The sequence below is a fragment of the Neisseria lactamica genome (assembly GCF_901482445.1).
Taxonomy (GTDB): domain Bacteria; phylum Pseudomonadota; class Gammaproteobacteria; order Burkholderiales; family Neisseriaceae; genus Neisseria; species Neisseria lactamica.
In genome coordinates this window covers 396,457-423,229 of record NZ_LR590477.1, presented here as the reverse complement: position 1 = coordinate 423,229, position 26,773 = coordinate 396,457, and the positions used below count along the sequence as shown (strand labels likewise).

Below are 26,773 nucleotides of genomic sequence, written 5' to 3'. Positions count from 1 at the left end.
TTCAGACGGCATTTCCATTTGCAAAAAATCAAGCATTGTCCAAGGGGACGAGAATCGTACGGTTGCCGTTGTGTTCCGGTGCGGACACAATGCCTTCCGCCTCCATCTGGTCAATCAGACGCGCGGCGCGGTTGTAGCCGATACGCAAGGCTCGCTGCACGCCCGAAATGCTGGCTTTGCGCGTTTTCAAAACGACAGATACAGCCTCGTCGTACATCGGATCGGTTTCGCCGTCGCCGCTGCGCCCGATGCCGGGCAGCTCTTCGCTGCCGCCGCCGCTCAAAATATCGTCAACATAGTCCGGCTCGCCGAACTGCTTCAGATATTCGACCACGCGGTGCACCTCTTCATCCGAAGCAAACGCGCCGTGTACGCGCTGCGGATAGGCCGTACCCGGCGGCAGGAACAGCATATCGCCCTGCCCGAGCAGGTTTTCCGCACCCATTTGGTCGAGAATCGTGCGGCTGTCGATTTTGCTGGACACTTGGAACGCGATGCGCGTCGGGATGTTCGCCTTAATCAACCCTGTAATCACATCGACGCTGGGGCGTTGCGTGGCAAGGATAAGATGGATACCTGCCGCGCGGGCTTTTTGGGCAAGGCGGGCAATCAGTTCTTCGATTTTCTTGCCTGTGGTCATCATCAAATCGGCAAACTCATCGACCACGACTACGATAAACGGCAGTTTTTCCAAAGGTTCGGGATCGTCGGGCGTGAGGCTGAACGGATTGCCGATTTTCTCCCCCCTTGCTGCGGCTTCGGCGATTTTTTGATTGAAGCCCGCAAGATTGCGCACGCCCATAAAGCTCATCAGGCGGTAGCGTTTTTCCATTTCGTTAACACACCAGTTCAGCGCGTTTGCCGCCAGCTTCATATCGGTAACGACAGGGGCGAGCAGGTGCGGGATGCCTTCGTAAATGCTCAATTCCAGCATTTTCGGATCGATCATAATCATACGTACGTCTTCCGGCGCGGCTTTGAAAAGCATAGACAGAATCATCGCGTTGACACCCACCGATTTGCCCGAACCGGTCGTACCGGCAACCAGCAAATGCGGCGCTTTGCCCAAGTCGGTTACGACGGGCTGTCCGGTGATGTCCTGACCGAGCGCGAGCGTCAGCTTGGATTTGGATCCGGCAAACTCGGGCGAATTGAAGATTTCGCTCAGGCGTATCATTTGGCGTTTCGGGTTCGGAAGTTCCAAACCCATACAGGTTTTGCCGGGGATGGTTTCGACAACGCGGATGGAAGCCACGCCGAGCGAACGCGCCAAGTCTTTTTCCAGATTCAGAACGGAATTGCCGCGCACGCCGACATCGGGTTCGATTTCATAACGCGTAATCACGGGGCCGGAATAAGAATCGACAACCTTGACCTTGACTTTGAACTCCGCCAATTTTTCTTCGATGGTGATGCTGTTTTCCAACAGTTCTTCTTCGGTTTGCGTCGCCTCGGGATTGAACAGCGGAGGCAGAAGCAGGTCGGTTGTCGGCAGGTGTTCGGATACCGCACCGGTTTCTTCCGATTGGAACGCCCCTTCATCCGCTTCCGTATCCGATGCCCGGCAGGACGGGCGTTCAGACGGCATCGCCGCATCCGTGCCGCGATACCGGGACGCTCCCCCATCGGACAGATATTGCCCGCCTCCGCCTCCACCTCCGTCTTCATCTTCGTTTCTTTCGCTGCCGGCCTGTTCCTCCCTTTCGTCCGAAAGATTGCCTGCTTCCCCGTCCTGCAAACCGCCTTCGGGCGTATCGCAGGCAAGGCGGGCTATTTCGGCAAGGCGGCGGCCGTACGCCTGCTCGAACCCCTCCGGCAAATCATCATCGCGCCCATAGATTTCCGACACGGGCGGAGGCGGCAGAATATCGATTTCAGGCACGGCAACCGCCGGCACTTCGGGCGGCTCGACCACCCACGCATCCGGCGCGGCAGGCTTTACGATACGGACATCGGCAGCTTCATCCGAATCCCCGGCCGGACGGGCTTCATCCGCCGCGTTTTCAGGTTCGGACGGCAAACCGCCGAACCGCACCGCACCGGCAGCCTTATGTGCCGGAATCAGCCGCGAAATCCTCGCCTCCGCAGAAACCGTCGCCTTGTTCGGCTCTTTCAAATTGATGGGAACGCGGCGGACTCCGGCAATGCCGTCTGAAACGGATTCCCCCCGGGGCGCAGCCGGCGACGTTGCCGCCGGCTGCGCGTCAAATCCGGCATTGCCTCGGGGTGGGAAATGCCCGGCTTCAATTTCACGGCGTGCGGGCCGGGACACACGTTCAAAATAGGGTTCGAACGCATCGTCCGAAGGCTCGGGGCTTTTGTCCGCATCGGAAACGAACGCGCGCGCGCGCTGAAGCACAGGGTCGTCCAAACCGATAATCGGCAGCCCTTCCATCGGCGTATCGGATACCCGTACCTTGGGCGCGGCCATTCCGTTTTTTTCAAACGTGCCGATATACCGCTCCTTCCTTGCCGCCGCAAGCGCATTGTTCAAAGCCCGCTTCGCCTCTTCCAATGTGATTTCCTGAAACGTTTGAACCACGGGGCGGACAGGCGGATACCCGCTTTCAGACGGCATAGGGATGCCGTTCTCCCGGTCGGAACAGATGCTGCGGTTGCCGATGATGGCGGTTTCAATATCTTCCCCGCCGTCCGTCCGCTCCTGCGGGGCGCATCCTACCGCTTCATCCGCTTTATCCGCCGTATCCCCGGCCTCATCCCGAAATTCAGGCGCACCGGACGCACCGTCTCCATCATCGGAAGGAGCCGGCCGGTCCGGTTCGGACTCGTGTGCCAGATAATTCCGGCAAAAACGGACGATGCCGTCCGACAGGCAGCACACCATCGCCTTAACCGCCCGGACAAGCATCAGGGCAAGCTCGGAAAAATCGGGCATCCCGTCTTTGATTTCCGGCAACTCCGCCCGTCCGCCGCCTTCCTGCCGCTCCGCCAACTCCCTTACCCACTCTCGTTCCGAGCGGGCGCGGACAACAAACAGGCCGGCAAGGGCAAGCAACAAAATAACAATCAAAACTATCCAAAACATATGCCGTTTCCCGCAAGACGAATGATGAACGATTAGACCGGCTTATTTTAACGTGTTTCCATCCCAAACAAAACAGCCGGCCGGCAATTCCGCACAAACCGGCGCGGCTTTCGGTTTGCCCCCGCCGACAGTATAATGGCCGGCATTTCCTTGTCTTTTCGGCATTGTTATGATTTTCCAAACAGTTTGGTTTTCGGATATGCTGCTGGTGGCTTCATGGATCGCACTCATCCTCCTATTGGCGGCATCCGCGCCGTCGGCATTCCGCTCGCTCGTCCGCTACCGTTCCGCCGTCCCCGCCTGCGTGGTCATTTTCTCCGCCGCGTGGTGTTTGAACGCCTCTGCCGGCGGCGGACAACTTGCCCAAATGAGCTATCACCTGCTCGCCGTCAACCTGGTCGCTCTGATGGTGGATACCTCTGCCGCCTTTTGGCTTGCCGCGCTGCTGATGTTGCCCTACTACCTGCTGTTTGCCGGTTCTGCCGGCGCATATCCGTCGAACGCTTTGGTGCTGATTCTGCCCGCACTTGTCGTCAACCGCCTGTCGCGTATGCTGGTCGACCGCCTGCCGCCCAATATTTTCATCTTTATTTTCGTCAACGGCTTTCTCGCTTCCGCCGTCGGCATTCTGCTGACCGGGCTGGTGCTGACCGGTATTTTGGATGCCGCAAACGCTTTTCCGTCCGAAATATTGTGGACGACCGCCCTGCCCGTCTTTATTCTGCTGGCGTGGGCGGAAGCCTTCCTCAGCGGCATAGCCACCGCCATATTTGTTGCACTGAAGCCGCATTGGATCAACACTTTCGACGACAACCGCTATCTGAAGTCCGACCGCGGCATATGGCGGTAGCCTTCAGACGGCATAGGCAGACAAAACCATGCTTTCCAACATCATCCCCCTTTCTATCGGTGCGGCATTCGGTGCAACTGCGCGCTGGTTGCTCAACTTCGCCGTTCCTGCCGCCATGTCGCCTGCCACAGGCAACCTGTTTGCCAACTGGATAGGCGCTTTTCTTATCGGAATCTTTGCCGAAACCGTCAGCCACCCGCAATGGAAGCTGCTGCTGATTACCGGTTTTCTCGGCAGCCTGACCACGCTTTCCGGATTTTCACTGGAAACCGTAACCCTGCTCCAATCGAATCGTCCCGCTTCGGCACTTGCCAATATTTTCCTACATACGGCGGGTTCGCTGCTGCTGACCTGGATCGGGCTGAAGATAGGGGCGGCAGTCAAATAACCGCAAAAAATTGCTTCCTTTGGTTTTGACATAATCTATGTATAATCAAGAAAGCATAAAGAGGACAAATTACTATAGTGTAAACGGAATCACATAGAGCAATTCCAATGGTACAAAAAAATGATAAATGGAAGAATATAGCTATTGTTTTAATAGAGTTACCTATTGTTAGCTTTTTAGCATTCTTTACACTGGATGGCCATCATAGTTTGATAACATATAAAGAGCATCCATGGTCAATTTTCATGCAGAGGTTTGTATTTACTTCTACCCCTATATTAATTGTTGAAATTCTTGTTTTTTCTTCTATAAACTTGATTTTTATGTTATTATCTAAGGAGGAAGCATATAAAGGTGTCGTCACTAAAAGGTTTTTTATAAAACATGTTTTATATTTATTATTAATGGTTCTCACGGTACTCTTCATCAAGTTCTTAATATTTGATTATTGTTAACAGTGAAAAATCTTCTTTAAAGTTATAATTCTCAAGAATTTACATATATTAGAAATCAAATAATAACCAGCGTTCAAAATGAAAATAAAGAATATTTTAATTGTCTTTATAATTGTAGGAGGTATATCTTATGCTCTTTACTGTTCATTAATTACAGATTTTTTATTAAAATATGGTGAAACAATACATACAAAAGCAGTTGTTGAAGAGAGATTAACAGGTAAGAGTTCATATCCAGTTCTTCGTTATAGATTTTTTTATCATGGTCAAGCCTATATAGGTTTTGTATCAGAAATTTCATGTTTACGAGTGTCTGATACTATTAATGTTGTATTCTTAAAAAGTAATCCATCAATGAATAGACCATTATATAAAAAAAAGGAAGAACAATAAATCGGCTTCGCTTGTTTAAATACTGGCTGTGCCAATTACCGTTCTCAAATTAAGCTGTTAGGTCTATAACAAAGAAAAAGCCTTGGTAGGTTTATCCTACCAAGGCTTTTTATTAAAAAAAACTCTCTATTGCTGCGTCTAAAAATGCAAAAAAAGTAACCATCATAACCCTTTTGCCAAAATTAATATCATCTATTAATTCATCATGCCATGCATTAATAGATGGTATATAAGAAAGAGCCAATAAACTAATAAACCAGTAAAAAAAATTAGTAACAAAGATTTTCATTATTAACCATTCTTAAAAATTATCACGTTCTTTTGGGTAATTATCAGCCCATACCATACCCTACTCCTATTACTAAAGCACAAATTACTTTAAAGGGCGCGTCCGACGGCAAGCCGAACCCTTGCCTCCCCGAAGCCGAAATCAGAAAAACCATACCCCATCCGCCAAACAAACTGCCCGCCGATCTACTCCGGCGGGCAGTTCCAACATCCTGTCAATCCTTCATCAACCAGTATTGCAAACCGATTAATGTTTTACCGTCTTTAATTTCATCGTTTGCCAATGCCTGACGGACTTCCTCCTTCGACATCAATACGGTTTCCGTAATCTCGTCTTCGTCATTGGCAAGCGTACTGCCCAAACATACGCCTTCCGCTTCGAACAGATACATTTTTTCGTTGCAAAAACCGACCGCCGTATAAAAACTGTAAAGCAGGCGCACGCTGTCGGCGGTATAAGGCGTTTCTTCAGCCAGTTCTCGCAGCGCACACGCCGCCATATCCTCACCCGCCACATCCAGCTTGCCCGCAGGAAGTTCCAATGTCGCCTGATTTGCCGCATAACGCCACTGCCGCACCAAAACGACCTTTTCATCATCCGTTACCGCCAACACGCACGCCGCGCCCGGATGACGGATGACGATGCGCTGCCCTTCGTTACCGTTGGGCAGCCTGACCTTATCCTTGCTGATACTGACGAAACCGCCCTCGTAAATGGTTTCGCCGCCTAATTTTACTTCCCTTAAATCCACTTCATATCTCCTTTCCGTTTCCTATTCTGCCGTTCAATCTTCACGCTTGCCGCGCTCGATTTCCACTCCAACCTCGCGCACGCCTTCCAAAATACCCGGCTTGACGATTTTCACGCGCACCCACACCGCGCCGAAATATCCCAAAACCAAATCGGCAATATATTCCGCCAACGCTTCCAAAAGCAGGAAATCCTGTTCTTTCAGATGTCGGCGCAGCGTTTCGCATACCTCGGCATAATGTACCGTATTGGCAATATCGTCGTCCGAACCCGCTTTCTCGGGAATGCCGATGTCCAAATCGACAATCAGGGTCTGCAACCGTTCGCGCTCCCAGCCGTACACGCCGATAAGCGTATCCGCCTTGATGCCGTGCAAAAAGATTTTATCCATAATCCGCCCCGTTTTTTGCTAAAATAACCGCACCATTCTAAGTAAAGTACCGCAAATGTTCAACATACCGGCTGTTGCCGTTTCCTATCTGATCGGCTCACTTTCTTTCGCCGTCATCGTTTCCAAGTATTACGGGATGGACGACCCGCGCACCTACGGATCGGGCAATCCCGGTGCAACCAATGTTTTACGCAGCGGCAAAAAAAAGGCAGCCGCGCTGACGCTCTTGGGCGATGCTGCCAAAGGTTTGGTTGCCATTTTGCTTGCACGCGTGTTTCAAGAACCGCTCAGTTTATCCGACAGCGCAATCGCTGCCGTCGCACTCGCCGCGCTGGTCGGGCATATGTGGCCGGTGTTTTTCGGATTTAAGGGCGGCAAAGGCGTGGCAACGGCATTGGGCGTGCTTCTGGCACTCTCTCCCGCAACTGCCTTGGTCTGCGCGTTGATTTGGCTTGTGATGGCATTCGGCTTCAAGGTGTCCTCCCTTGCCGCATTAACCGCCACAATCGCCGCCCCCCTTGCCGCACTGTTTTTTATGCCCCACCCTTCTTGGATTTGGGCGACGCTCCTTATCGCCCTGCTGGTGTTGTTCCGCCACAAAAGTAATATCGTCAAGCTGCTCGAAGGCAGAGAAAGCAAAATCGGCGGCAGCCGCTGATTTCCCATCCATCCCTGTTTATGCCGTCTGAACCCCGCTTCAGACGGCATCCGAATATCCCGCCGTTTTACCGACTATGCTCAGTTACAGACACGCATTCCACGCCGGCAACCATGCCGATATGCTCAAACACTTCACCTTGTTTTTAGTGCTGCAATATTTCAACCGCAAAGACAAGCCCTACTGGTACATCGACACGCACGGCGGCGCGGGTTTGTACAATCTCGAAGGCAACGAGGCGCAGAAAGTCGGCGAATACCGGCAAGGCATCGCCCTGCTCCGACAGGCGCAAAACCTGCCTGCCGAATTGTCTGACTTTGCCGCGCACATACAAAAAATCCTGCCCTCGCCCGAACTTTACTGCGGTTCTCCGTGGCTGGCGCAATCGCTGACCCGCGTCGGCGACAAATTGCGCCTATTTGAGCTGCACCCCACCGACTTTGTCCATCTGCAAAACAATATGGGCGAAGCAGAACTGGGCAAACGCGGACAAGTGTTGCGCGAAGACGGTTACAAAGGGCTGATTTCCCTGCTGCCGCCCCCGCCGCGACGCGCTGTTATTCTCATCGACCCGCCTTACGAGGAAAAACAGGACTACCGGCGTGTAACGGAAACGCTGAAAGCCGCTTTAAAACGTTTTGAGTCCGGCTGTTATTTGGTTTGGTATCCCTGTTTGAGCCGCGAAGAAAGCCGCAAGCTGCCCGAAGAACTGAAAAAACTCGTTCCCGACAACTACCTTCACGCCGAACTGCACGTCCACGCGCCGAAAACCGACGGTTTCGGTATGCACGGCAGCGGAATGTTCGTCATCAATCCGCCCTATCTGTTGGCGGAACAATTGGCGACAAACCTCCCCGCCCTCACGCGGCTGCTGGCGCAAGACAAAGGCGCGCGCTACCTGTTGGACAGCAAAATCCGCTGACCCCGATGCCGTCTGAAACCCTTCAGACGGCATCTCCCATCAAACAAAGCCGGACGATATACCGGCAACCGGCACTTTTATAGTGGATTAACAAAAATCAGGACAAGGCGACGAAGTCGCAGACAGTACAAATAGTACGGCAAGGCGAGGCAACGCTGTACTGGTTTAAATTTATCCACTATAAGAATAAATATCCCCTCATCCACCTACCGCGTTCCGACTTGCCCCGCGCCGTTTTTTTCCACTACAATCCCACGCGATATCCTGCGGAACGCGCCAATCAATTCCGTCCCGCAAGGAACGCCCCGCAGCAATCTGCCGCCTTTCAGACGGCACAAACCTTTCCGAAACGAGCAAACTATGGACACACTGACCCGATTCCTCCCCGAACATCTGCAACAAAACCGGCTGCCCGAAGCACTCGGCGGCGTTTTGCTGTCTGTCGTTTCCGCCTGCACCGAAATCAACGCCAAAGTCCGCCTTGGCGCACTGGCCGGCGTATTGGGTATGGCGGGCACGGGCAATATTCAGGGCGAAGACCAGAAAAAACTGGATGTTATCGCCAACAACATTATGATTGACACACTCAAAGCCAACCCTGCCGTTGCCGGTTTGGCAAGCGAGGAAGAAGACACTTTCGTAAGTGCCGGTGAAAACGGACGCTATCTCGTCCTATTCGACCCTTTAGACGGATCGTCCAATATTGATGTCAACATTTCCGTCGGTACGATTTTCTCCATCCTTGAAAAACCCGAAGGCGCATTGGCAACCGAATCATTCCTTCAAACGGGCAGACAGCAGCTTGCCGCTGGTTACGTTCTTTACGGGCCTCAAACCCAGCTCGTATTCACATTCGGACACGGCGTATATATGTTCACACTCAATGCCGAAAACGAATTCGTGCTGACCAAAGAAAACCCGAAAGTACCCGAAAGCACCAAAGAATTTGCCATCAATATGTCCAACCGCCGCCATTGGTTTCCTCCCGTACAACAATACATAGACGAACTCTTGGCAGGCGAAACCGGTACGCGCGGCAAAAACTACAATATGCGCTGGGTAGCCAGTATGGTTGCCGAAATCCACCGCATCCTGATGCGCGGCGGCGTGTTCATGTATCCGCAAGACAAACGCGACCCGTCCAAACCCGGCAAACTGCGCCTGATGTACGAAGCCAATCCTATGGCCCTGATACTTGAACAAGCCGGCGCATCGGCAAGCAACGCCTGTCAGGACATACTCGGCATCCGTCCCGAAAGCCTGCACCAGCGCGTCGCCGTCATTATGGGCAGCAGCGAAGAAGTGGATTACCTCAACCGCCTGCATTCAAAATAAACAGGCTGCCTGACCGATAAAGAAAGGCGGCAGCGCGCATCCGCCGCTGCCGCCGATATTTCGTTTATAGCCTTAAAAAGACAGAAAACCGCCTTTCCAAACGGCAAAAATGCCGTCTGAAAAGTTTTCAGACGGCATTTTAAAAATTAAAGCCCGAATTTATTTGCCCGCCGCTTTTTGCAGGATGGCGTACAACTCGTCTTTCAGTTTCAATTTGGCTTTTTTCAGCTCATCAATGGCTTCCGCGCCGCTGGTAACCGGATTGTTGACCAAACCGGCAATTTTGTCGTCCAGCTCGTTATGCTCGTCAAACAGACGGGCGAAATGGGAATCTTCCTGTTTCAATTTGGAAATCAAATCACGGTATTCTGGGAACATATCGCTTTCCTCTCTTCATTAACGGGTTAAAAAGCAAACTGAATCTTTACATTGATTATAACAAAGATAATATTTTTATCCAGTATTTTATCGGATGCGGCAAAATTTTCTTCCGATGCCGCCGTCCGGTTGATAAAACCGTTGACAATATCACGCTTTACGCATAAATTTCCAGCCCCTACCCCTGATGACACAAAGGAGCCGAGAAGATGTTTTCAAAAAGCGTTACCCTAGCCCAATACGATCCCGATCTGGCAGCCGCCATAGCCCAAGAAGACCGGCGCCAGCAAGACCACGTCGAGCTGATTGCTTCTGAAAACTACGTCAGCTGCGCCGTAATGGAAGCGCAAGGTTCGCAATTGACCAACAAATACGCCGAAGGCTATCCCGGCAAACGCTACTACGGCGGCTGCGAATACGTCGATATTGTCGAACAATTGGCAATCGACCGCGTAAAAGAACTGTTTGGCGCAGCCTATGCCAACGTTCAGCCGCACTCCGGCTCTCAAGCCAACCAAGCCGTGTACGCTTCCGTTTTGAAACCGGGCGACACCATTTTGGGTATGTCTCTGGCACACGGCGGCCACTTGACCCACGGCGCAAGCGTTAATATTTCCGGCAAACTCTACAATGCCGTTACATATGGTTTGGATGAAAACGAAGTTCTCGATTATGCCGAAGTCGAACGCCTCGCGCTCGAACACAAACCCAAAATGATTGTGGCCGGTGCATCTGCCTACGCGTTGCAAATCGACTGGGCGAAATTCCGCGAAATCGCCGATAAAGTCGGCGCATACCTCTTTGTCGATATGGCGCACTATGCCGGACTGATTGCCGGCGGCGAATATCCCAACCCCGTGCCATTCTGCGACTTCGTCACCACCACCACCCACAAAACCCTGCGCGGCCCGCGCGGCGGCGTGATTCTGTGCCGCGACAACACGCACGAAAAAGCGTTGAACTCTTCCATCTTCCCAAGCCTGCAAGGCGGCCCGCTGATGCACGTCATCGCCGCCAAAGCCGTAGCGTTTAAAGAAGCCTTGCAACCCGAGTTCAAACAATACGCGAAACAAGTGAAAACCAACGCAGCCGCTATGGCGGAAGAACTGGTCAAACGCGGTCTGCGCATCGTTTCCGGCCGTACCGAAAGCCACGTTTTCCTCGTCGATCTGCAACCGATGAAAATCACTGGCAAAGCCGCCGAAGCCGCCTTGGGCAAAGCGCACATCACCGTCAACAAAAACGCCATCCCGAACGATCCGGAAAAACCGTTCGTTACCTCCGGCATCCGCATCGGCTCCGCCGCCATGACCACACGCGGTTTTAACGAAGCCGACGCGCGCGTATTGGCGAACTTGGTTGCCGACGTATTGGCCAATCCCGAAGACGAAGCCAACCTCGCCAAAGTCCGCGAACAAGTAACTGCTTTGTGCAATAAATACCCCGTTTACGGCGCATAAGCTTTTTTTAAAACCGATGCCGTCTGAAACTTTTCAGACGGCATTTTTGCAATCGGTTAAAATACGCGGTCTGTTTTTCGGGAAGTATTTTTTTATGCTCGCATCTGCCATCGATTTTATCCTTCACATTGACCGGCATTTAATCGCTTTGTCGGCACAATACGGCTTATGGATTTATGCTGTTTTGTTTCTGATTGTTTTTTGCGAAACCGGTCTGATTGTTACGCCCTTCCTGCCCGGTGATTCGCTGCTGTTTGCCGCCGGCGGGATTGCCGCGCTGGGCGGTATGGATATTCATTTGATGGTTGCATTATTAAGCCTTGCCGCCATACTCGGTGACGCGCTCAATTTTACCGTCGGCAGGTATTTCGGCGGCAGGCTGTTCGCCAACCCCGATTCTAAAATCTTCCGACGCGAATATCTCGATAAAACCCACCGTTTTTACGAAAAACACGGTGGCAAAACGATTATCATCGCGCGCTTCGTGCCAATCGTCCGCACCTTCGCCCCCTTTGTCGCCGGTATGGGCAAAATGCACTACGCCAAATTTATCCGCTACAACATCATCGGCGGCTTCTTGTGGGTTATCCTGTTTTCTTATGCAGGCTATTTCTTTGCCAACTTCCCCGTCGTAAAAAACAATCTGGGCTTGGTGATGGGCGGCATCATTATTGTTTCCATCCTGCCCGGCATTATCGAAATCGCCCGCGCCAAACTTGCGGCAAAATCCGAACATTAATTGTTGGGAATTGACATTATGAATATATTATCCGTAGAAAACGCTTCCTTTGCCATCGGCCACGTCGCCCTGCTCGACAAAACGTCCTTCCAACTCGACAGCGGCGAAAAAGTCGGCTTGATTGGTCGCAACGGCGCAGGCAAGTCTTCCTTTTTAAAAATCCTCGCCGGCGTGCAAAAGCTCGACGACGGGCAGATTATCGTTCAAAACAACCTCAAAATCGTTTATGTGCCGCAGGAATCATTTTTTGACAAGGAAGCAACCGTATTTGATACCGTTGCCGAAGGCTTGGGCGAAATCCGCGATTTGTTGCGCCGTTATCATCATGTCAGCCATGAGTTGGAAAATGGTTCAAGTGAGGCTTTGTTGAAAGAACTCAACGAATTACAACTCGAAATCGAAGCGAAGGACGGCTGGAAACTGGATGCGGCAGTCAAGCAGACTTTGGGGGAACTCGGTTTGCCGGAAAACGAAAAAATCGGCAACCTTTCCGGCGGTCAGAAAAAGCGTGTCGCTTTGGCGCAGGCTTGGGTGCAGAAGCCCGACGTATTGCTGCTGGACGAACCGACCAACCATTTGGACATCGACGCGATTATCTGGCTGGAAAACCTGCTCAAGGCGTTTGAAGGCAGCTTGGTTGTAATTACCCACGACCGCCGTTTTTTGGACAATATCGCCACGCGCATTGTCGAACTCGATCGCGGCATTCTGCGCTCCTATCCCGGCTCGTTCTCCAAATACAGCGAGAAAAAAGCGCAGGAATTGGCGATTGAAGCCGAACATAACCGCCTATTCGACAAATTCCATGCTCAGGAAGAAGCATGGATACGCAAAGGCATCGAAGCGCGCCGTACCCGCAACGAAGGCCGCGTGCGCCGTTTGGAAGAGCTGCGCCGCCAACGCGCCGAACGCCGCAACGTGCAGGGGCAGGTCAACTTCAAGCTCGACAGCGGCGAGAAAAGCGGCAAAATCATCGCCGAGCTGGAACACGCTTCGTTTGCCTATGGCGACAAAGTTATCATGGATAAATTCTCCGCGATTTTGCAGCGCGGCGACAAAATCGGCTTAATCGGTCCAAACGGCATCGGCAAAACCACCTTCCTCAAGCTGATTTTGGGCGAATTGCAGCCGACCTACGGCAGAATCCGTATCGGCAGTAAGCAGGAAGTTGCCTATTTCGACCAGTTCCGCAGCGCGTTGAATGAAAACGACACCGTGTTTTATACGCTCGGACAGGGCAATGATTATGTCGAAATCGGCGGCAAGAAAAAACACGTGATGAGTTATTTGGAAGATTTCCTGTTTCACCCTGCCCGCGCGCAAAGCCCCGTCTCATCGCTCTCCGGCGGCGAACGCAACCGCCTCCTGCTGGCAAAACTCTTTACCCGCCCTGCCAATATCCTGGTCTTGGACGAACCGACCAACGACTTGGACATCGACACCCAAGAGCTGCTCGAAGACCTGTTGCGCGATTACCAAGGCACGGTATTCCTCGTCTCGCACGACCGTATGTTCCTCGATAATGTCATCACCCAAAGCATTGTATTTGAAGGAAACGGAAGGTTAAAAGAATACATCGGCGGCTATCAGGACTATATCGACGCAAAATTGCGCGAAGAGAAAATTCAGACGGCATCCTCACCCAAAGCACCCGATGCCGAACCCGCCAAAGAAAAAACCAAAGCCAAGCGCACAGTCAAACTTTCCTACAAAGAACAGCGCGAACTCGATGCCCTGCCCGACGAAATCGCCGCTTTGGAAGCCGAACAGGCAGAAATCAATACCCAACTTTCCAATCCTGAAATTTTCAAAGATTACGAAAAAGCCGGCGCATTGCAAAACCGCACCGAAGAAATCGAAACACTGCTTTTGGAAAAGCTGGAACGCTGGGAGCGGCTCGAAGCCAAACAGAACGGCAATGCCGTCTGAAGCCCTGCCGGCGGGAAAACGCGCCCAAAGCCTGAAGCCGCCGCCTGCAAAATGCCCGCTCCGCGTACCTGACGGGCATTCAAAAGCACGCCGCACCGCAAGCCGCACCCTTCAGACGGCCTCTCAGTCAGACTGTCAACAATTCCGATAAAATGCTATACTCGCGCCCGTTACCGCGCCGTCCGAAACCGCCTTTTGGGAAAGCAGAAATGATCAGCAAACAAGAATACCAAGCCCAAGCCGCCCAAGGCTACAACCGCATCCCGCTCGTGCAAGAACTCCTTGCCGACTTGGATACGCCGCTTTCCCTCTATCTCAAACTCGCCAACCGTCCCTATACCTACCTGCTCGAATCCGTTGTCGGCGGCGAACGTTTCGGCCGCTATTCCTTTATCGGACTGCCTTGCAGCCACTATCTCAAAGCCGGCGGCAAACACGTCGATGTTTATCAAAACGGCGAAATTGTCGAACAACACGACGGCAATCCCCTGCCCTTTATCGAAGCCTTCCACAACCGCTTCAAAACGCCCGAAATTCCAAGCCTGCCGCGCTTTACCGGCGGATTGGTCGGCTACTTCGGTTACGAAACCATCTACAATTTCGAGCATTTCGCCCACCGCCTGAAACATACTGCCAAAGCCGATTCACTCGGCACGCCCGATATTTTGCTGATGCTGTCGCAAGAATTGGCGGTCGTGGATAACCTGAGCGGCAAAATCTACCTGATTGTTTATGCCGATCCGTCTCAAGCCAACGGCTACGAACGCGCCCGCGAACGCCTCGAAGACATCCGTACACAGTTACGCCAAAGCTGCGCCATCCCGCTCTCGCTCGGCAGCAAACACACCGAAGCCGTCAGCGAATTCGGCGAAGAACCGTTCAAAGCCTGCGTCGATAAAATCAAAGACTACATCTTCGCAGGCGACTGCATGCAGGTCGTCCCCAGCCAACGCATGAGCATGGAATTTACCGACAGCCCGCTCGCCCTCTACCGCGCCCTGCGCACGCTCAACCCTTCGCCTTACCTCTTTTACTACGATTTCGGCGATTTCCACATCGTCGGATCTTCACCTGAAATCCTCGTCCGACGCGAACGCAACGACGTTATCGTCCGCCCCATCGCCGGTACGCGCCTGCGCGGCAAAACCCCTGCCGAAGACCTTGCCAACGAACAAGATTTGTTAAGCGATGCCAAAGAAATCGCCGAACACGTCATGCTTATCGATTTAGGGCGCAACGATGTCGGCCGCATCAGCAAAACAGGCGAAGTCAAAGTAACCGACAAAATGGTGATTGAAAAATACTCCCATGTGATGCACATCGTTTCCAACGTCGAAGGCCGTCTGAAAGAGGGCGTTACCAACATGGACATCCTCGCCGCCACCTTCCCCGCCGGCACACTCTCCGGTGCACCCAAGGTCCGTGCCATGGAAATTATCGAAGAAGTCGAACCGGGCAAACGCGGCATTTACGGCGGCGCGGTCGGCGTATGGGGTTTCAACAACGACATGGATTTGGCAATCGCCATCCGCACCGCCGTAGTAAAAAACAACACGCTATACGTCCAAAGCGGCGCAGGAGTAGTTGCCGATTCCAATCCTGAATCAGAATGGCAGGAAACGCAGAACAAAGCCCGTGCCGTTATACGCGCCGCGCAGATGGTGCAGGAAGGGTTGGATAAATGACTTATGAAAAACTTTATGAGCTTCGCCAAACACTCAGACCGACTACCAAAGACGGGCTCTATACAGATAATGAAAAAAATCGAGAAATCCTAACGGTTAGATGGAGCGGCAACACAGAAAATCCTAAAAATTTCTCAGCTGTCGCTATAGGAATTAATCCAAGTAAAGCAAATGATGAAAGAAGCGACAAAACCCTTACCCAACTTGCACGTTTCTTGGATATGTACGGTTTTACCAACTTCAAAATGTTAAATATTTTTTCCAGTTACTCTACACAGCAAACAGGAATTAGGGCAAACACCCAAACCGATTTTTCCAAATTTAAAGGATGTTTGGAAGATACTGATATGATTATTCTTGCATGGGGTACAGACCGCGGTGCTTATAAGGATGAAAAAAACAGAATACTGGAATTTCTAAAAGCAGAAAAATTTATGGAAAAAGTATTCTGTATTTCTGAAACTGGTAATTCCAGCGATACAAGACATCCGTCAAGAATTAGTTATAGCTATCAACTTGTACAATTTGAAGAATCAGCATGAAAAACATATCTCTTTCCCCGCCCGCTATGCTCGGCATCCTCGGCGGCGGACAATTAGGCAGAATGTTTGCCGTTGCCGCCAAAACCATGGGCTACAAAGTAACCGTTCTCGACCCCGATCCGGACGCGCCGGCGGCGGAATTTGCCGACCGCCATTTGTGCGCGCCGTTTGACGACCAAGCCGCTTTGGACGAGCTAGCAAAATGCGCGGCGGTTACGACCGAATTTGAAAACGTCAATGCCGACGCGATGCGCTTTCTGGCAAAGCATACCAACGTTTCCCCCAGCAGCGACTGCGTTGCCATCGCGCAAAACCGTATTCAGGAAAAAGCATGGATACGCAAAGCAGGATTGCAAACCGCGCCATATCAAGTGGTTTGCTGTTCAGACGACATCAGCGACGAAAGCGCGCAATTTTTGCCCGGCATCCTGAAAACGGCTACTTTGGGCTACGACGGCAAAGGTCAAATCCGCGTCAAAACAGTGGACGAACTCAAAGCCGCGTTTGCCGAACACGGCGGCGTGGATTGCGTTTTGGAAAAAATGGTGGATTTGCGCGGCGAGATTTCCGTAATCGTATGCCGTCTGAACGATGAAAACGTGCAAACCTTCGATCCCGCCGAAAACATCCACGAAAACGGCATCCTTGCTTATTCCATCGTCCCTGCGCGACTGAGTACCGACGTGCAGCAGCAGGCGCGGCAGATGGCGCAACGCTTGGCGGACGAATTGGATTATGTCGGCGTGTTAGCGGTGGAAATGTTCGTCGTCGGCGACACGCATGAATTGGTCGTCAACGAAATCGCCCCGCGCCCACACAATTCCGGCCACCATACGCTGGATGCCTGCGCCGCAGACCAGTTCCAACAACAGGTCCGACTGATGTGCAACCTGCCGCCTGCCGATACCAAATTACTGAGCTCTTGCTGTATGGCGAATATTTTGGGTGACGTTTGGCAGGAAGACGGCGGCGAACCGGATTGGCTGCCCCTGCAAAGCCGGCCGGACGCGCACCTGCACCTTTACGGCAAAAAAACCGCGCGCAAAGGGAGGAAAATGGGACACTTTACCGTTTTAACCACCGATTCGGACACCGCATTTCAAGAAGCAAAAAAACTGCATCAGTCCCTATAATCCGACCAACGGCACAGATGCCGTCTGAAGCCGCCGACATACCGCCATGAGCCTGCTGACACTGTTACGCCCTGCCACCGTGCAAGACTGCAAAGACATCTTCAAAGTCCACCTGCACTCCGTCCAATACACCTGCATCCTCAGCTACAACGAACACGCCCTAAAAGTATGGGAAGGCTTGTTAAACACAGAAAGCTACCTGCCGACCATTTCAGATCCCGATAAAGAACTTTGGGTAGCGGAATATAAAGGCAAGATTCAAGGCTTTTTTCAAATCGACTGCCGCGAAGCGCAGCTTGACGCACTTTACGTCCACCCCTTGTTCCACAATCTGGGACTGGGCACTTCGCTGCTTCATCAGGCGGAAACCATCGCCCGCCGGTCCGGCCTGGGTTTCCTGAAACTCTACGCCTCGCTCAACTCCGTCCCGTTTTACCTTCTCAACCGCTACGAATCGCTCGGTTCGGCAGTATTGCAACTTGACCCCAGCATCAAAATCAAATGCGAACTGATGCGCAAACACCTCTAATCCATCTTTATAACCAAAACTGATAAACTTCAAATCAAACATTATTTCCACAAGCGCCGACAGCCGTATAAAGTTGCCCCATCTACCAACCGACAGGACAAGCATATGAAAACCTACGCACCGGCACTCTATACCGCAGCCCTGCTCACCGCCTGCAGCCCCGCAGCCGATTCAAACCATCCGTCCGGACAAAATGCCCCAGCCAATACAGAATCCAACGGAAAAAACATTACCCTGCTCAATGCCTCATACGATGTGGCACGGGATTTCTACAAAGAATACAACCCATTATTTATCAAAGAATACCAATCCAAACATCCCGGCACATCCGTCAGCATCCAACAGTCCCACGGAGGCTCCAGCAAACAGGCATTATCCGTAGCCAACGGCCTTCAAGCCGATGTCGTCACCATGAACCAATCCTCCGACATCGACCTGCTCGAAAAAAAAGGGCTGGTAGAAAAAGGCTGGCAACAAGCCCTCCCCGACCACGCCGCGCCCTACACCGGCACTATGGTTTTCCTTGTCCGAAAAAACAACCCCAAACAGATCTGCGATTGGAACGACCTTGCCAAAGACGGCGTTAACATCGTCATCGCCAATCCCAAAACCTCGGGCAACGGACGCTACGCCTTCCTCGGCGCATACGGTTACGGCCTGAAAGCCACCAACGGCAACGAACAGGAAGCCCAAAAACTCGTCGCATCCATCCTCAAAAACACACCCGTTTTTGAAAACGGCGGACGCGCCGCCACCACCACCTTCACACAACGGAACATCGGCGATGTACTCATCACTTTTGAAAACGAAGCCAACTACGTCAGCAAAAAACTGACCCAAGGACAGTTTGAAATCGTCTATCCGAGCTACACCATTTCCGCCGAAAGTCCCGTCGCCGTCGTCAACAGCGTCGTCGCGAAAAAAGGCACGCAAAAAATCGCCCGCGCCTATCTCGAATACCTTTGGAGCGAACCGGCGCAAGAACTCGCCGCCTCACTCTACCTGCGTCCCCGCAACCCCGAAGTATTGGCACGACACAAAGCCGACTTCCCAGACTTAGACACCTTCTCTCCCGAAGAAAAATTCGGCGGCTGGGACAACATCATGAAAACCTACTTCGCCGACGGCGGCATATTCGACCAATTAACCGCCCAAAAATAAACAGCATCTCGCCCAAACCGCCCGATGCCGTCTGAACCACTTTCAGACGGCATTGTCCAACCATCCCGGCAAGCCCAAACAAATTCCCCTACAATCACATTTTCAAGCCAAAATAACGAAAAAACCAAGTAACAGGAAAAAACATGAATACCGACTTCCAAAACATCCTCAAACAACTGGGCAAACAGGCCAAAAAAGAAGCGGCAGAAAAACAGGAATCCGAAAAAAACAAGCAAAAACAAGAACAGGATTTGGATTTTTCACAAGCGGTCGGACAAGTCTCCCCATTAAAAAACCGGCAGCAATATTATGCGCCGCCCGACAAAACCCCCATCAAAGTCCGTCCCAAAGACAACCGCGCCGACGAAGAAAACTATTTCTACATCGGCAGCACATACAATGAACCGCCCGCCAGCTTCAGCAAAAACGGACAGGGAAAAAACGACATCCAACGCCTGAAAAACGGATACTATCCCGTCGTTACCGATGTTGACCTGCACGGCTACACCCAAGAAGAAGCCCAAAAAGTCCTCAACGAATTCATTGCATTCACCCAAAAACGCGGCGTATGCGGCGAAATCATCCACGGCAGCGGATTAGGTTCCAAAGGCTACACACCCGTACTCAAAAACATGACCCGCAACTGGCTGATGCAGCACCCTGAGGTACTTGCCTATGTCGAACCCCGGGAAGGCAACGACGGCTGCGTCCGCATCCTGCTCAAACGCAAATTAAGGCAGCAAGACTGACAAATTTCTCCGACAGACTTGGCAGCACCGCACAATATCCGTATAATTTGCAAACCATTTCTGGGGGCGACCTTGGTTTCGACGGGGGTTGCGAAGCAGATGCGGGCATACCGGGGTCTCAGATTCCCGTAAAACACTGAATTCAAATAGTCGCAAACGACGAAACTTACGCTTTAGCCGCTTAAGGCTAGCCGTTGCAGCAGTCGGTCAATGGGCTGTGTGGCGAAAGCCACCGCAACGTCATCTTACATTGACTGGTTTCCAGCCGGGTTACTTGGCAGGAAATGAGACTTAAGGTAACTGGTTCCCTAAAGGCCTGTCGGTCGGCATGACGGGGATAAGATTCCAAATAGATACGACTAAGTATGTAGAACGCTTTGTAGAGGACTTTCGGACGGGGGTTCGATTCCCCCCGCCTCCACCATACCCTATTTTCAGCAGTATCCTGCAATACGCATAAAGCCTTGAAGTTCAACAGTTTCAAGGCTTTTTTATTGTCTTGGATATGCCGGGGTACGCCTGAATCTTCATCATTTATGGGATAACTTTTTGGGTAACTTTTCAGAAATCATCCCCAAAAAACGCCTCTAAAATGTAAAAGTCATCACACATTTCTTAAACAGGTTACCCAAAACTTAAATGAAAGCCTTGATTTATAAGACTTGCAGCTTTCCAAACAAGTTACCCCAAAACGGATAAAAAATACCAAAGCCGAAACAGGCAGCCAATGTATAGTGGATTAACAAAAATCAGGACAAGGCAACGAAGCCGCAGACAGTACAAATAGTACGGAACCGATTCACTTGGTGCTTCAGCACCTTAGAGAATCGTTCTCTTTGGGCTAAGGCGGGGCAACGCCGTACCGGTTTAAAGTTAATCCGCTATAAAAAAGCTGGCCGGCGCGGTGTTAGAGCCTTCACCGAAGGATGCGGGGCAATGAAGACCATCACGGACAAACCGGCAAACCGGTTTAACGGCAGGAAAAAGGCAAATACGGAGGAAATTAAGATATTTAAATGCCGAAGATTCAAAAATGAACGTCGGAGATTCAGATTTGCATCGGTAATCACATTAACCGCCGCGCTGCTGTCGGGAAACGGCGGCAAAAGCCACCGGCATTCCCGCATCCGGATTTCATTCAATCAGATAACCCCGTATTTCTTTGGTTTTCGCATCGGTTTCCCTAATGCGGCAGTCGGATTGCGCCAAGCCGTATTCGTCGCCGTCGGCGCATTTGGCGTTCAAACCGTTTTGCCAGTTGCGGTACTCGGGCATAACGGTTTCGGCAATATCGGCGGGCAATGCCTGCACCGCGCCGTCCAATGCGGCTTTGGCGGCCCTCTCTTTTTTGTCCGACTCCCTGACCATTTCGTCAATCACTGCCTTCTTGCGGTTGTACAAACCTTCCAGCCGCGCCTCGGTTTCCGCCGTCCTGCATACCAGTTCGCTGATTTTTATACCGTTCGGCGTTTCGCCTTCGGCTTTTGCCTTGCTGGCGCAAATTTTGTCCATCCCGCTTTTCCAAGTTTTCTGCGAGGCTTGCAGTTTGTTTTGGACGGCCGGCGGCAGCCCTTTCCAAAACTGTTCGAACTCGCTGCGCGCCAATTGGTAGCGTTCCTCCCATTCCGATACGCGGGCGGCCTCCTGTTCTTGGCCCAATGCTTCCTGCGCCGCCGCCTCTTCCGCCGCGCGCGCTTCCTGTGCTTCCGCTTCTGCCGCTTCAAGCTCTTCGTTCATTTTCCTCGCCGTGTCCAACGGCTCTTTCATTAATGCCATAGACACCAGCTCGCTGACAGGGCGGATAACGTCGTCGGCCTGATTCAGTTCGGCAAAAATTTTACGCTTGTCGTCCGTCTGTTGGACGCTGTACGCAATGGTTTTGATGTAATACGCGCCTTCTTTGCGGTAATGGCGTTCAAAAAAATCGGGCGTTTTTTTATTACTGCCGCCTATTGCCCGATTGGCGGCGGCGGCGTAGCCGACGATATCCTCCGGTATTTCCAACCTTAATGTGGCTTCGCATTTCAGTTTGCCGGAGGATGCGGTTTTTTCGGTGGTGCGGACTTCATCGATGCCGATATCCAAGCGTTCGACCATATTGCGGATATGCGCTATGCCGATGTCGGCAAATGCCTGTTCTTTAAAGTCATCGTCATCAAAGGTTTTGACGGTTTCCCCTTCGGTGCGGTCGCGGACGAGTTGGATCAAAATCCCTTTAACCTCTTCGCTTCCGCAGGAAACTTCGTTTTCGGAAAACGGGTTGCCTATCCCCAAACGGTCGCAGCCGGTCAGAACCAGCATACTTGCCAATGCCAGCGCGGGTAAGTTTTTTTTCATCGGATTTCCTGTTCCGTCCAAACGGACTGTCGGTCTGCCTGTATATTCCCGCACACGGGGTGGCGGAATGTATGGCTGTAAATGTCTGAAATGGTGCGGCACATTATACGGGATTGCGGGATGCCTTTGCCCCCCGTTTTCAAAACCGTATCGGGCAAAATGCCGTCTGAAAGGTGTTCAGACGGCATTTTGCCCGGGGATTTTATGATTTGCGGTTGGTTTGCAGGTAAAGCCTGATCAGGCGTTCGGTCGAGCTGTCGTGCTTTTGCGGCACGGTTTCGCCGGTCAGTTCGCCCAAAATGGTTTTAGCCAGTTGCTTGCCGAGTTCCACACCCCACTGGTCGAAGCTGTTGATGCCCCAGATGATGCCTTGTACGAAGGTTTTGTGTTCGTACATGGCAATCAGGCTGCCCATATTGCGCGGGTTGACCTTGTCCATCAGGATGAGGTTGGTCGGACGGTTGCCGGAGAAGGTTTTGTGCGGAACCAGCTCTTCGATGCGCGCTTCATCCATACCCTGCGCTTTGAGTTCGGCACGGACTTCGTCGGGGGTTTTGCCGCGCATAAAGGCTTCGGCCTGGGCGAAGACGTTGGCAAGCAGGATTTCGTGGTGGCCGGGCAGGTTGCTGCGTTTTTCAAGCGAGGCAATCAGGTCGATGGGCGTGATGTGCGTGCCCTGGTGCAGCAGTTGGAAGAAGGCGTGCTGGCCGTTGATGCCGGTTTCGCCCCAGATAATCGGCGAGGTTTCGTAACCGACTGCTTTGCCGTCGAGGGTAACTTGTTTGCCGTTGCTTTCCATATCGAGCTGCTGGATGAATTTGGGCAGGCGGTGCAAATGTTGGTCGTAAGGTGCGATGACGTGGCTGCCGCCGCCATAGTAGTTGATGTACCATATGCCGATAAGGGCGAGGATGGCGGGCAGGTTGCGCTCGAGCGGGGTGTTGATGAAGTGTTGGTCCATCAGGTGCGCGCCGTTGAGCATTTCGATGAAGTTTTCTTCGCCGAGATACAGCATAATCGGCAATCCGATGGCGGACCACAGGCTGTATCGCCCGCCGACCCAGTCCCAAAATTCAAACATATTGGCGGTGTCGATGCCGAATTCGGCAACGGCTTTTTGGTTGGTGGAAACGGCGGCGAAGTGTTTGGCAACGGCTTCTTCGTCGCCCGCATGATTCAAAAACCATTCGCGCGCGGTCAGCGCGTTGGTCAGCGTTTCCTGCGTGGTAAATGTTTTGGAGGCGATAATGAACAGCGTGGTTTCGGGGTGGACTTTGGACAATACGTCGCGCAGTTGCGATCCGTCCACGTTGGAGACGAAGTGCATATTGAGGCGCGGATGACCGAAAGGTTTGAGCGCGGTACACATCATCAGCGGACCCAAATCCGATCCGCCGATGCCGATGTTGACAACGTCGGTAATGACTTGGTTGGTATAGCCCAGCCAGCTTCCGCTGCGGACCTCGTGTGCAAATTCGCCCATACGTTGCAAAACGCGGTTGACTTTGGGCATCACATCTTCACCGTCAACCACAATCGGCGAATTAGTGCGGTTGCGAAGGGCGACGTGGAGGACCGCGCGGTTTTCCGTCGTATTGATTTTTTCGCCGTGGAACATCTGCCGCATCCGCTCCGGCACGCCGGCTTCGCGGGCAAGCTCGAACAGCAGCGCCATCGTTTCGCTATTGATGCGGTTTTTGGAGTAATCCAACATCAACCCGCCGACCTGCAGCCAGTAGCGTTCCGCACGCTGCGGGTCTTGCTCGAACATTTCGCGCATATGGTGTGCTTTGGTTTCGTCAAAATGATTCCACAATTTTGACCAGGCCGGTAAGTCGTGAAGGTGTTTCATCTGTATGCTCCCGATTGAGGTTTTCCGTGACGGGGGGCGTTTCCGCACACTAGGGAGCACATAAGCTTCGCTCCTGCGTGCCGCCCCGATTTGGAAAGGGTTAGCCCTGCCGCCTTAAAGGACGGGGTTTCCGCCGTTAAGAAAATTCTGATAAAAGGATTGCCGAAACCTGTCCGGACGTTCAGACGGCATTTGCGGGATGCCGTCCGGACATCAGTCTTTGTCGTAATCGATATGTTTGTTATGTATGCTTTTTTTTACTTTTCTGAAGCTGCAGGCTGGCTTCTTCGCCCAAACGCAGCGCAAGCCCGATGGCGAGGATGTCGATAACGGCAAGTTGCAGCAGGCGTGAAACCATAGGGGTGTAGAGTTCCGCATTTTCCTGTGTGGCAACGCTCAACACACAGTCGGCAAGCTGCGCCAACGGGGAATCGTTGCGCGTCAGGGCGATGACGGACGCGCCGTTTTCTTTGGCGATGCTGACCGCATCCAAAAGTTCGATAGAAGATCCGGTGTTGGAAATGGCGACCAAAACGTCCCGCCCGGTCAATACCGATGCCGCCATCAGTTGCGTATGCGTATCGACATAGGCGACGGTGGAAATGCCGAAACGGAAAAATTTGTGCTGCGCGTCCTGTGCCACAATGCCGGAATTGCCCACGCCGTAAAATTCGACGCGTCGGGCGTGCATCAGGGTGGCGATGCCGTTTTCGAGTTCGGATTCTTTCAGAAACCTCCTCTCCCCCAACAAGGCTGCGGCGGCGTTGCCCAACACCTTTTCAACCACGCTCGCCATATCGTCGTCGGCATTGAGTTCTTCGTGGACATAGGGCATACCTTCGTGCCCGATGCTGGCGGACAGGGAGAGCTTGAATTCCGGCAGCCCCTTATAGCCGAGGCTGCGGCAGAACCGGATGACGGTCGGCTGGCTGACCGAGGCGCGTTCGGCGATTTCGGCAACGGCGGCGTGGACAAACCACTTGGGTTCCGCCAAGGCGCATTCGGCAACTTTGCGTTCCGCACCGGACAGGTCTGCCAATGATTCGCTGATTTTGCTTAACATAATGATATGCCTTCAATGATGCGACCCTGCTGCGAGGGCGGTCGCGGTTAAACGTTTTTCAAGTGGTTGCCGAGCGCCGCCGCCGCGCCGGAAATGCCCGGAAATTCGCTCAAGACGACATAAACGGGAATCGCGGCAAGGTAGGCTTCAAAACGCCCTTTGTTTTCAAAACGGCTGCGGAAGGGGGAGGTTTTGAAGTAATCCAACATACGCGGGATAATGCCGCCGCACAAATACACGCCCCCGCGCGCACCCAAAGTCAGGGCGAGGTTGGAAGCGACCGTGCCCAGCATCGCGCAGAAAATATCCAATGCCTGCCGGCACAGGGGCGATTCGCAATTTAATGCCTTTTCGGTGATTTCAGACGGCATCAGTTTTGCCGGCCCGGCTTTCTGCTTGGCTGCCAATGCTTCGTAAATCAGGCTCAAACCCGCGCCGCTGAGGAAGCGTTCGGCGGAAACGTGGCGGTATTTGTTTTTGGCGTACTGCCAAATCAGCACTTCCATATCGTCAAACGGCGGAAAACTGGTGTGCCCGCCCTCGCCTGCCAACGCCACCCAGCCTGCGGCGCTGTGCACCAATCCGCTCACGCCCAGGCCGGTACCCGGGCCGATAACGGCTTTGGGGGCAAATTCGACAGGCTTCTGCCCGCCTACCTGCATTAGGTCTTTGCTTGAAGTCTGCGTTACCGCCAATGCCTGCGCGGTAAAGTCGTTCAAAAGGATGAGGGTGTCTAGCCCCAAAGTCTGACGGGTGGTTTCGATGGAAAACGCCCAATGGTGGTTGGTCATCTGCACCCAGTCGCCCAAAATCGGGTTGGCAATGGCAAAGGCGGCGTGCCGCACGCCTTCCGTCCCGTTTTGTTTCAGGTAGGCGCGCACCGCGTCGGTAACCGTGTCGTACTCCTTGCACGGCAGGACGGCGACTTTCTCAATCACGCACGGCGCGGTTTCCAATGCGAAACGGGCGTTTGTGCCGCCGATGTCGGCAACCAGCCTCGGGTAATCGGCGTGTTTATTCGGCGTAGAAGACATGGCAGTCCACTCCTTGATGGTTCAAAACGAGGCTGATCGGATATTCGCGGTTTGCGCCTGCCGCCGCCCGATCGAACACGGTTTTTTTCTCCGCACCCTGAATCGCCAAAAAGATATTTTGCGTCCGGGCGATTGCGCCCAAGGTCATACTGATGCGTTCGTGCGGCGCGGTCACGGGCGTGGTATGCACCAGCGGCACATCCGCCGAACTGTCGATTGCCGTCTGAAACTGCGGGGCTTTCGGGAAAATCGAAGCCGTATGCCCGTCGTTGCCCATACCCAAAACCAAAACATCGGGCTGTTTGTAATGTTTCAGTGCATAATCGACAACAGCATCGGGATGTAATCCGGTTTCGGTTTTTCCGTCTTCCACCATAGGAATCCACACCGCCGCCGCAGCCTTGTTTTGCAGCAGGTATCGGCGTACCAGGCCGGTATTGCTGTCGGCGTGGGTGGTCGGCACGATGCGCTCGTCAACCAAAGTCACACCCACTTTGCCCCAGTCCAAATCTTTTTGCGAAAGCGCATTAAAAAATGCTATCGGCGAACGTCCGCCGGAGACTGCCAACACCGCGCCGCCTTTTTCATCCAGCGCGTCCTGCAATGAAACCGCTACGGCATCCGCCAAAGACTGCGCCGCATCCGCCGCGTTTCCGTATTCGTGCCAAACAAACATATTTGTGTCCTTTTGTGATTTCAGACGGC

25 protein-coding genes, 1 other RNA gene and 1 pseudogene are annotated in these 26,773 nt (G+C 52.6%); 17 read left to right on the top strand and 10 right to left on the bottom strand.

Going from position 1 to position 26,773, the window contains the following annotated elements:
- Positions 1 to 28: 28 nt before the first annotated feature.
- Positions 29 to 3,046 (bottom strand): DNA translocase FtsK, encoded by a 3,018-nt coding sequence (locus tag FGL10_RS02395; RefSeq protein ID WP_003707596.1) that lies wholly within the window; start codon positions 3,044 to 3,046, stop codon positions 29 to 31.
- A 169-nt stretch (positions 3,047 to 3,215) separates the two neighbouring features.
- Here FGL10_RS02395 and FGL10_RS02385 point away from each other — a divergent pair, with 169 nt between their 5' ends.
- The 3 genes from FGL10_RS02385 (at position 3,216) to FGL10_RS02375 (ending at position 5,132) form a co-directional block, all read left to right on the top strand.
- On the top strand, positions 3,216 to 3,896 hold the full coding sequence (locus FGL10_RS02385) for an energy-coupling factor ABC transporter permease (protein ID WP_003707600.1): 681 nt from the start codon (positions 3,216 to 3,218) through the stop codon (positions 3,894 to 3,896).
- A gap of 28 nt (positions 3,897 to 3,924) precedes the next feature.
- Positions 3,925 to 4,284, top strand: a complete 360-nt coding sequence (locus FGL10_RS02380) for a fluoride efflux transporter CrcB (RefSeq protein ID WP_003707603.1) — start codon at positions 3,925 to 3,927, stop codon at positions 4,282 to 4,284.
- Positions 4,285 to 4,817: 533 nt separating this feature from the next.
- Entirely contained in the window at positions 4,818 to 5,132 is a 315-nt protein-coding gene (locus FGL10_RS02375) for a hypothetical protein (RefSeq protein WP_080549628.1), read from the top strand.
- A gap of 503 nt (positions 5,133 to 5,635) precedes the next feature.
- Here FGL10_RS02375 and FGL10_RS02370 read toward each other — a convergent pair.
- Both FGL10_RS02370 and FGL10_RS02365 read right to left on the bottom strand, forming a co-directional pair.
- Complete coding sequence (locus FGL10_RS02370; RefSeq protein ID WP_003707610.1) at positions 5,636 to 6,172, bottom strand: NUDIX hydrolase; 537 nt, start codon at positions 6,170 to 6,172, stop codon at positions 5,636 to 5,638.
- 33 nt (positions 6,173 to 6,205) lie between these two features.
- The gene (locus FGL10_RS02365) at positions 6,206 to 6,562 is read right to left on the bottom strand and encodes a dihydroneopterin aldolase (RefSeq protein WP_002251344.1); all 357 of its coding nucleotides are present in this window, start codon (positions 6,560 to 6,562) and stop codon (positions 6,206 to 6,208) included.
- 55 nt (positions 6,563 to 6,617) lie between these two features.
- Here FGL10_RS02365 and plsY point away from each other — a divergent pair, with 55 nt between their 5' ends.
- From plsY to FGL10_RS02345, 3 genes are all read left to right on the top strand, one after another.
- Entirely contained in the window at positions 6,618 to 7,220 is a 603-nt protein-coding gene (gene plsY / locus FGL10_RS02360; protein ID WP_036475025.1) for a glycerol-3-phosphate 1-O-acyltransferase PlsY, read from the top strand.
- A 76-nt stretch (positions 7,221 to 7,296) separates the two neighbouring features.
- Positions 7,297 to 8,142 carry a 23S rRNA (adenine(2030)-N(6))-methyltransferase RlmJ gene (locus FGL10_RS02355; RefSeq protein ID WP_003707618.1) on the top strand — a complete coding sequence of 282 codons (846 nt, stop codon included), beginning with the start codon at positions 7,297 to 7,299 and terminating at the stop codon, positions 8,140 to 8,142.
- Between the two features lie 360 nt (positions 8,143 to 8,502).
- On the top strand, positions 8,503 to 9,477 hold the full coding sequence (locus FGL10_RS02345) for a class 1 fructose-bisphosphatase (protein ID WP_003707623.1): 975 nt from the start codon (positions 8,503 to 8,505) through the stop codon (positions 9,475 to 9,477).
- Positions 9,478 to 9,636: 159 nt separating this feature from the next.
- Here FGL10_RS02345 and FGL10_RS02340 read toward each other — a convergent pair whose 3' ends face one another.
- Positions 9,637 to 9,855 (bottom strand): HP1242/YdcH family protein, encoded by a 219-nt coding sequence (locus FGL10_RS02340; RefSeq protein ID WP_003707627.1) that lies wholly within the window; start codon positions 9,853 to 9,855, stop codon positions 9,637 to 9,639.
- Between the two features lie 209 nt (positions 9,856 to 10,064).
- Between FGL10_RS02340 and glyA the strand changes: the two genes are divergently transcribed.
- The 11 genes from glyA (at position 10,065) to ssrA (ending at position 20,206) form a co-directional block, all read left to right on the top strand.
- Complete coding sequence (gene glyA, locus FGL10_RS02335) at positions 10,065 to 11,315, top strand: serine hydroxymethyltransferase (protein ID WP_003707630.1); 1,251 nt, start codon at positions 10,065 to 10,067, stop codon at positions 11,313 to 11,315.
- 94 nt (positions 11,316 to 11,409) lie between these two features.
- Positions 11,410 to 12,054 (top strand): DedA family protein, encoded by a 645-nt coding sequence (locus FGL10_RS02330; protein ID WP_036469263.1) that lies wholly within the window; start codon positions 11,410 to 11,412, stop codon positions 12,052 to 12,054.
- An 18-nt stretch (positions 12,055 to 12,072) separates the two neighbouring features.
- A complete protein-coding gene (locus FGL10_RS02325; protein WP_036469237.1) occupies positions 12,073 to 13,983 on the top strand; it encodes an ATP-binding cassette domain-containing protein in 1,911 nt (636 codons plus the stop codon).
- Complete coding sequence (locus FGL10_RS11955; protein WP_003707637.1) at positions 13,973 to 14,134, top strand: hypothetical protein; 162 nt, start codon at positions 13,973 to 13,975, stop codon at positions 14,132 to 14,134. The genes FGL10_RS02325 and FGL10_RS11955 overlap by 11 nt, the downstream gene beginning before the upstream one ends.
- Positions 14,135 to 14,192: 58 nt before the next feature.
- Positions 14,193 to 15,668, top strand: coding sequence for an anthranilate synthase component I (gene trpE / locus FGL10_RS02320; RefSeq protein ID WP_036469245.1), 1,476 nt, complete (start codon positions 14,193 to 14,195; stop codon positions 15,666 to 15,668).
- The gene (locus FGL10_RS02315) at positions 15,665 to 16,210 is read left to right on the top strand and encodes a DUF1643 domain-containing protein (protein ID WP_003707643.1); all 546 of its coding nucleotides are present in this window, start codon (positions 15,665 to 15,667) and stop codon (positions 16,208 to 16,210) included. Before trpE ends, FGL10_RS02315 begins: the two co-directional genes overlap by 4 nt.
- Complete coding sequence (locus FGL10_RS02310) at positions 16,207 to 17,343, top strand: 5-(carboxyamino)imidazole ribonucleotide synthase (protein ID WP_003707645.1); 1,137 nt, start codon at positions 16,207 to 16,209, stop codon at positions 17,341 to 17,343. The genes FGL10_RS02315 and FGL10_RS02310 overlap by 4 nt, the downstream gene beginning before the upstream one ends.
- Before the next feature lie 46 nt (positions 17,344 to 17,389).
- Positions 17,390 to 17,872, top strand: a complete 483-nt coding sequence (locus FGL10_RS02305; RefSeq protein WP_013448840.1) for a GNAT family N-acetyltransferase — start codon at positions 17,390 to 17,392, stop codon at positions 17,870 to 17,872.
- 105 nt (positions 17,873 to 17,977) lie between these two features.
- A complete protein-coding gene (locus FGL10_RS02300) occupies positions 17,978 to 19,033 on the top strand; it encodes a sulfate ABC transporter substrate-binding protein (RefSeq protein ID WP_003707650.1) in 1,056 nt (351 codons plus the stop codon).
- Positions 19,034 to 19,176: 143 nt separating this feature from the next.
- Positions 19,177 to 19,782: a Smr/MutS family protein gene (locus FGL10_RS02295; protein WP_003707652.1), complete on the top strand. Its 606-nt coding sequence runs from the start codon at positions 19,177 to 19,179 to the stop codon at positions 19,780 to 19,782.
- 62 nt (positions 19,783 to 19,844) lie between these two features.
- Positions 19,845 to 20,206, top strand: a transfer-messenger RNA (tmRNA) gene (gene ssrA, locus FGL10_RS02290).
- Positions 20,207 to 20,916: 710 nt separating this feature from the next.
- Here the strand turns inward: ssrA and FGL10_RS12435 are convergent.
- The 6 genes and pseudogenes from FGL10_RS12435 to pgl all read right to left on the bottom strand — a co-directional run bounded on the left by FGL10_RS12435 (position 20,917) and on the right by pgl (position 26,744).
- Positions 20,917 to 22,119, bottom strand: a complete 1,203-nt coding sequence (locus tag FGL10_RS12435) for a type 2 periplasmic-binding domain-containing protein (protein ID WP_003707657.1) — start codon at positions 22,117 to 22,119, stop codon at positions 20,917 to 20,919.
- The gene (locus FGL10_RS02275) at positions 22,116 to 22,307 is read right to left on the bottom strand and encodes a hypothetical protein (protein WP_036469250.1); all 192 of its coding nucleotides are present in this window, start codon (positions 22,305 to 22,307) and stop codon (positions 22,116 to 22,118) included. Before FGL10_RS02275 ends, FGL10_RS12435 begins: the two co-directional genes overlap by 4 nt.
- 14 nt (positions 22,308 to 22,321) lie before the next feature.
- A complete protein-coding gene (pgi, locus tag FGL10_RS02270; RefSeq protein WP_003707659.1) occupies positions 22,322 to 23,971 on the bottom strand; it encodes a glucose-6-phosphate isomerase in 1,650 nt (549 codons plus the stop codon).
- 213 nt (positions 23,972 to 24,184) lie between these two features.
- Positions 24,185 to 25,034 (bottom strand): annotated as a pseudogene (gene hexR / locus FGL10_RS02260) (DNA-binding transcriptional regulator HexR).
- Between the two features lie 47 nt (positions 25,035 to 25,081).
- Positions 25,082 to 26,068, bottom strand: a complete 987-nt coding sequence (locus tag FGL10_RS02255; RefSeq protein ID WP_003707661.1) for a glucokinase — start codon at positions 26,066 to 26,068, stop codon at positions 25,082 to 25,084.
- On the bottom strand, positions 26,049 to 26,744 hold the full coding sequence (pgl, locus tag FGL10_RS02250; protein ID WP_003707662.1) for a 6-phosphogluconolactonase: 696 nt from the start codon (positions 26,742 to 26,744) through the stop codon (positions 26,049 to 26,051). The genes FGL10_RS02255 and pgl overlap by 20 nt, the downstream gene beginning before the upstream one ends.
- Positions 26,745 to 26,773: the final 29 nt, after the last annotated feature.

What these genes read in the sequence shown, in the direction of transcription:
- FGL10_RS02375 (WP_080549628.1), top strand. Translation starts at nt 4,818, where the DNA reads ATGAAAATAAAGAATATTTTAATTGTCTTTATAATTGTAGGAGGTATA.
- trpE (WP_036469245.1), top strand. Translation starts at nt 14,193, where the DNA reads ATGATCAGCAAACAAGAATACCAAGCCCAAGCCGCCCAAGGCTACAAC.
- FGL10_RS02380 (WP_003707603.1), top strand. Translation starts at nt 3,925, where the DNA reads ATGCTTTCCAACATCATCCCCCTTTCTATCGGTGCGGCATTCGGTGCA.
- FGL10_RS02275 (WP_036469250.1), bottom strand. Translation starts at nt 22,307, where the DNA reads ATGCCGTCTGAACACCTTTCAGACGGCATTTTGCCCGATACGGTTTTG.
- FGL10_RS02395 (WP_003707596.1), bottom strand. Translation starts at nt 3,046, where the DNA reads ATGTTTTGGATAGTTTTGATTGTTATTTTGTTGCTTGCCCTTGCCGGC.
- FGL10_RS02325 (WP_036469237.1), top strand. Translation starts at nt 12,073, where the DNA reads ATGAATATATTATCCGTAGAAAACGCTTCCTTTGCCATCGGCCACGTC.
- FGL10_RS11955 (WP_003707637.1), top strand. Translation starts at nt 13,973, where the DNA reads ATGCCGTCTGAAGCCCTGCCGGCGGGAAAACGCGCCCAAAGCCTGAAG.
- FGL10_RS12435 (WP_003707657.1), bottom strand. Translation starts at nt 22,119, where the DNA reads ATGAAAAAAAACTTACCCGCGCTGGCATTGGCAAGTATGCTGGTTCTG.
- FGL10_RS02385 (WP_003707600.1), top strand. Translation starts at nt 3,216, where the DNA reads ATGATTTTCCAAACAGTTTGGTTTTCGGATATGCTGCTGGTGGCTTCA.
- FGL10_RS02340 (WP_003707627.1), bottom strand. Translation starts at nt 9,855, where the DNA reads ATGTTCCCAGAATACCGTGATTTGATTTCCAAATTGAAACAGGAAGAT.
- FGL10_RS02305 (WP_013448840.1), top strand. Translation starts at nt 17,390, where the DNA reads ATGAGCCTGCTGACACTGTTACGCCCTGCCACCGTGCAAGACTGCAAA.
- FGL10_RS02310 (WP_003707645.1), top strand. Translation starts at nt 16,207, where the DNA reads ATGAAAAACATATCTCTTTCCCCGCCCGCTATGCTCGGCATCCTCGGC.
- FGL10_RS02315 (WP_003707643.1), top strand. Translation starts at nt 15,665, where the DNA reads ATGACTTATGAAAAACTTTATGAGCTTCGCCAAACACTCAGACCGACT.
- FGL10_RS02295 (WP_003707652.1), top strand. Translation starts at nt 19,177, where the DNA reads ATGAATACCGACTTCCAAAACATCCTCAAACAACTGGGCAAACAGGCC.
- FGL10_RS02345 (WP_003707623.1), top strand. Translation starts at nt 8,503, where the DNA reads ATGGACACACTGACCCGATTCCTCCCCGAACATCTGCAACAAAACCGG.
- pgi (WP_003707659.1), bottom strand. Translation starts at nt 23,971, where the DNA reads ATGAAACACCTTCACGACTTACCGGCCTGGTCAAAATTGTGGAATCAT.
- FGL10_RS02255 (WP_003707661.1), bottom strand. Translation starts at nt 26,068, where the DNA reads ATGTCTTCTACGCCGAATAAACACGCCGATTACCCGAGGCTGGTTGCC.
- glyA (WP_003707630.1), top strand. Translation starts at nt 10,065, where the DNA reads ATGTTTTCAAAAAGCGTTACCCTAGCCCAATACGATCCCGATCTGGCA.
- pgl (WP_003707662.1), bottom strand. Translation starts at nt 26,744, where the DNA reads ATGTTTGTTTGGCACGAATACGGAAACGCGGCGGATGCGGCGCAGTCT.
- FGL10_RS02300 (WP_003707650.1), top strand. Translation starts at nt 17,978, where the DNA reads ATGAAAACCTACGCACCGGCACTCTATACCGCAGCCCTGCTCACCGCC.
- FGL10_RS02330 (WP_036469263.1), top strand. Translation starts at nt 11,410, where the DNA reads ATGCTCGCATCTGCCATCGATTTTATCCTTCACATTGACCGGCATTTA.
- plsY (WP_036475025.1), top strand. Translation starts at nt 6,618, where the DNA reads ATGTTCAACATACCGGCTGTTGCCGTTTCCTATCTGATCGGCTCACTT.
- FGL10_RS02355 (WP_003707618.1), top strand. Translation starts at nt 7,297, where the DNA reads ATGCTCAGTTACAGACACGCATTCCACGCCGGCAACCATGCCGATATG.
- FGL10_RS02365 (WP_002251344.1), bottom strand. Translation starts at nt 6,562, where the DNA reads ATGGATAAAATCTTTTTGCACGGCATCAAGGCGGATACGCTTATCGGC.